Source organism: Nocardia sp. NPDC058497, from assembly GCF_042720195.1.
Lineage (GTDB): Bacteria > Actinomycetota > Actinomycetes > Mycobacteriales > Mycobacteriaceae > Nocardia.
Genome location: NZ_JBHXMY010000656.1, coordinates 1 through 3,099 on the forward strand (window position 1 = coordinate 1; position 3,099 = coordinate 3,099).

Sequence of the window (3,099 nt, forward strand, 5' to 3'; positions counted from 1 at the left end):
ATGCCGAGCGCGCCGACACTCACCCCCCCCCCCCCCCCGCCGGCGGGGGGGTTTTGCGGGCGCACCACCTCCGGTCGTGCCGGCTCGTCAGAACAGGGTGAGTGTCCCGGACGGCGCTGCCGGCTCGACCGGCTTCCCCGTGGTCCGCGGTCTGGTGGTTTCGGCTTGCGCCGGGCGGGCGGCGGCCTCGCGTGCGGCCGCGCCTGCCAGTGTGTCGGCTTGTTCGTTGAAATAGTTGCCCACGTGCCCGCGGACCCAGCGGAAGCGCACCGGACCCTCGCGCCGGGTGATGGCCCGGTCGATCTGTTTGATGATCTCGACGTTCTTCACCGCGCCGCCGGTGGAGGTGCGCCAGCCGTTGCGCCGCCAGCTGCCGATCCACTCGGAGGCGCACTTGATGGCGTACTGGGAATCGCTCTCGATGAGCATCGGCTCGGCGCCGGGGTGGGCGAGGATGGCTTCCAATACCGCGCGCAGTTCGGCGATCTGGTTGGTACCGCTGACCGCTCCCCCGCTGTCGGCGGGACCCTGGTGATTCACCCAGGCCCAGCCGATGGCACCACCGGGATTGCGCAGGCAGGACCCGTCGGTGCTCACGATGATCATGACCGCCACCCTAGGCGATGCGGCCGACAAGATCGGTACCGTGGAATGCCTCTATCTCCCTTCGCAACCGCGACTCCGTACGGCGCAGTGCCGATCTCGCGGCCGCGTCTACGAGGCCATGGCACAGGCGGCCGAACACACCGCGTGGTGGTGGATAGTCGGCTTCGGAGGTCAGCACCGACCGTTCGTAGCCGAGTGGGTCGAACCGTAGTGTCACGGTTCCGTATACCCGCCCACGCAGGGTATACCCGATCACCGCATTGCGCCGGTATTCGGTGATCTCGCAGGTGGTTCGGAGCGGAATCACCCCGAACAGGCGGACTTTCATCGCGAAGGCGGCGCCGAGTCCCCGGTCGGGTTCGCCCGCGGGCTCGATGCCGGTGACGCCGGACATCCAGTGCGGGACGAAGCGGAAGTTCTCGGCGTAGGCGAAGGCGACGTCGACCGGTGCGCCGACGTCACACGCATACTTGATGTGGCCCATCGGCCCTCCCTGATGACGGATGGCCCCAAAATTACTACAAATCTCCTCTTTATTCGCCGGAATGGCGGTCAGAGCTGGTCGACGAGGTATTCCGCGATCGGCATCGCCGAGGTAGCCGCCGGCGAGGGCGCGTTGAGGACGTGAATCGAGCGCGGTGTCCGCTCGATCAGGAAGTCGTGCACAAGGGTGCCGTCGCGCAGCACCGCCTGCGCCCTGATCCCCGCGCGATGCGGCAGCAGGTCGGCTGACATGAGTTCTGGGCAGTACTTGCGGCATTCGGCGAGGTAGCCGCGCTTGAACAGCGAATTGCGCAGCTCGCGTGCGCCGGTCCGGACGTGGTTGCGGGCCACCCGATGAAAACCGGGGAAACTCAGCACGTCGACGGCGTCGCGCACATCGACGCTGCCCTTGGGGTAGCCCTCTCTGGACAGCCCGAGTACCGCGTTCGGCCCGACGGTCAGCTCGCCGTCGATGGTCGGGCTCAGGTGTACGCCGAGGAACGGCAGGGCGGGGTCGGGCACCGGATAGATGAGCGTGCTGACAAGGTCGGCCCGGTTGGTGGGCAGCCGGTAGTACTCGCCACGGAACGGGACGATGCGGAAGTCGGTGCGGATACCGGCCATTCGCGCCATCCGGTCGGCCTGCAAGCCCGCGCAGACCACCAGCGTGCGTGCGGTGATCGAGCCGGTCGGCCCGGAAGCCGTGACGGCTGAATCAGTTTCGCTGATCGACTCGATCGGGGTGTCGAGCATGATCCGGCCGCCCATGCCCGTCACCTGGTCGGCCAGTGCGGCGGTGACCTTCGCGTAGTCGATGATGCCGGTGGCGGGCACGAACAACGCACCGACACCGGTGATCCGTGGTTCACGCCGGACCAGCTCCGCCGCGTCGATCGCCTCCACGTCGACACCGTTGGCGATCGACCGCTCGTAGAGGTCGAGCATCCGCGCGTGCTCGGCCGAATCGGTGGCCACCAGCAGTTTTCCGCATTCCTGGAACGGAATGTCGTTGGCGGCGGCGAACTCCTTGGTCCACCGCGCGCCCGCCCTGCACAGCCGGGCCTTCAAACTGTCCGGCGGGTAATAGATCCCGGAGTGGATGACGCCGCTGTTGTGCCCGGTCTGGTGCGCGCCGAGGGCGGACTCCTTGTCGACGAGCACCAGGCTCGCCCCGGGAAACTTGGTCAGCAGCCGATGCGCGGTCGCCACGCCGACGATGCCGCCGCCGAGCACGCAGAAGTCGTACACACCGTCCGCGGTGCCGCCAGAACTCACACGCCGACGGTAGTCGGCGCCTCGTCCGCAGGCGACTCCGGTGCGGGCGCCTCGTCCGCGGCCGGTTCGGTGCCGTTGCGTACATCGGTCGACGGCTTCTGCACCCGCTCGACGCGCAGGGTGTGACTGCCGAGACCGGGATCGGACAGGACGAAGACCAGTTCGCCACGGCGCGTGTCGAGTTCGGTGCGCAGCGCGGTGACGCCGGCCGGATCGGCCGTGATGCCGAGGTACTTCGTCGCGATGGTCGTCACCAGATTGGTGTCCACCGTGAACGCGATGGTGTCGGTGCGCGCGGGCGCGACCTGCGCGCCGACGTAGCTGCTTGTCCCGATCCGCAGCCGTCCGCCCAGTGTCGAATTGTCCGGCGTCGCACCGGACTGCTGCGTCGCCACGGTGCGGGTCGCGGTCGGCACGGCAGGCGCGGACGACATCGCGAGTTCGACGATATCGCTCGCGGACCGTGGCGAAGAGTCCCCGGCGAGCGGGGGACGATGATGCCCGTGCCCGGGTGAATCGGCAGGCGCCGCGTGGTCGGCAGCCGGTGGCGGCGCGAGTGCGGGCATGTGATTGACGATGTAGGCGCCCGCGGCCACGGTGAGGCAGAGGCTGGCGGCGCCGGCGATGACGGTCGCGGACAGGCGCACGATCTGCGCTGGTCGATGGGCGGTCACGATGCGGTCCTTCCTGCGTGTGGGTAAACCCGAGGGAACGGGGCCCGCATCGTTGAAAGCC

4 protein-coding genes are annotated in these 3,099 nt (G+C 68.5%); all 4 read right to left on the reverse strand.

Annotation, left to right across the window (positions count from 1 at the left end; all coding sequences use genetic code 11):
* Positions 1-87: 87 nt before the first annotated feature.
* Positions 88-606 carry a ribonuclease H gene (locus ACFWPJ_RS28950; protein ID WP_378856099.1) on the reverse strand — a complete coding sequence of 173 codons (519 nt, stop codon included), beginning with the start codon at positions 604-606 and terminating at the stop codon, positions 88-90.
* Positions 607-616: 10 nt separating this feature from the next.
* Positions 617-1,090, reverse strand: a complete 474-nt coding sequence (locus ACFWPJ_RS28955) for an SRPBCC family protein (protein ID WP_378856101.1) — start codon at positions 1,088-1,090, stop codon at positions 617-619.
* Between the two features lie 68 nt (positions 1,091-1,158).
* The gene (gene lhgO / locus ACFWPJ_RS28960; RefSeq protein ID WP_378856103.1) at positions 1,159-2,364 is read right to left on the reverse strand and encodes an L-2-hydroxyglutarate oxidase; all 1,206 of its coding nucleotides are present in this window, start codon (positions 2,362-2,364) and stop codon (positions 1,159-1,161) included.
* A complete protein-coding gene (locus ACFWPJ_RS28965) occupies positions 2,361-3,038 on the reverse strand; it encodes a hypothetical protein (protein ID WP_378856105.1) in 678 nt (225 codons plus the stop codon). Before ACFWPJ_RS28965 ends, lhgO begins: the two co-directional genes overlap by 4 nt.
* Between the last annotated feature and the right edge of the window lie 61 nt (positions 3,039-3,099).